This window comes from Xenorhabdus innexi (assembly GCF_002632485.1).
In the GTDB taxonomy this organism is placed as follows: domain Bacteria; phylum Pseudomonadota; class Gammaproteobacteria; order Enterobacterales; family Enterobacteriaceae; genus Xenorhabdus; species Xenorhabdus innexi.
In genome coordinates this window covers 1-788 of record NZ_NIBU01000211.1, presented here as the reverse complement: position 1 = coordinate 788, position 788 = coordinate 1, and the positions used below count along the sequence as shown (strand labels likewise).

At 45.4% G+C, this 788-nt stretch carries 1 protein-coding gene; it reads left to right on the top strand.

Going from position 1 to position 788, the window contains the following annotated elements; all coding sequences use genetic code 11:
• On the top strand, window positions 1-732 hold a 732-nt coding region (locus tag Xinn_RS21145), incomplete at its 5' end, for an integrase core domain-containing protein (RefSeq protein WP_099137830.1).
• Window positions 733-788: the final 56 nt, after the last annotated feature.

The following is a 788-nucleotide window of genomic DNA, read 5'->3' as shown; positions in this document are numbered from 1 at the left end:
GGGAGTGGCGTTCGCTCCATTTGGTTACGGCATAATCTGGAAAACTTTAAAAAGCGACTGGCAGCACTGGAAGCGAAAGTGGAAAAGGAAGGCATTATCCTCACAGAAGCCCAGATCATTGCGTTAGAGAAAAAACAACAGGATGATGAGGCCTGCGGTGAAATCGAAACACACCACCCGGGTTATCTGGGGTCTCAGGACACTTTCTATGTGGGCTGTCTCAAAGGCGTAGGGCGGATTTATCAACAAACGTTTGTGGATACTTACAGTAAAGTCGCTTTTGCCCGACTTTATACTACCAAAACGCCGATCACGGCAGCGGATTTACTCAATGATCGTGTCTTACCCTTCTTTGACGCGCAGGCGCTGCCCATGTTGCGCATTTTGACTGACCGGGGAACCGAATATTGCGGTAAAGTTGAACAGCACGATTATCAGCTTTATCTGGCAATTAATGACATCGACCATACGAAAACGAAGGCGCGACACCCGCAAACGAACGGGATTTGTGAACGTTTCCATAAAACGATTTTGAATGAATTTTATCAGGTGACATTCCGTAAGAAACTGTACGCCAGTTTGGATGAGCTGCAAAAAGATTTAGATGACTGGCTGGACGATTACAACAATGAGCGCACCCATCAGGGTAAAATGTGCTGTGGAAGAACCCCAATGATGACATTACATGATGGAAAACGAGCTTGGGCTGAAAAGAATTTAGCTCAAATCTAAACTCACAGTGACACCCCAAAAATAGGTAACTGTCCGATCAAGTTTGAGTCAATACA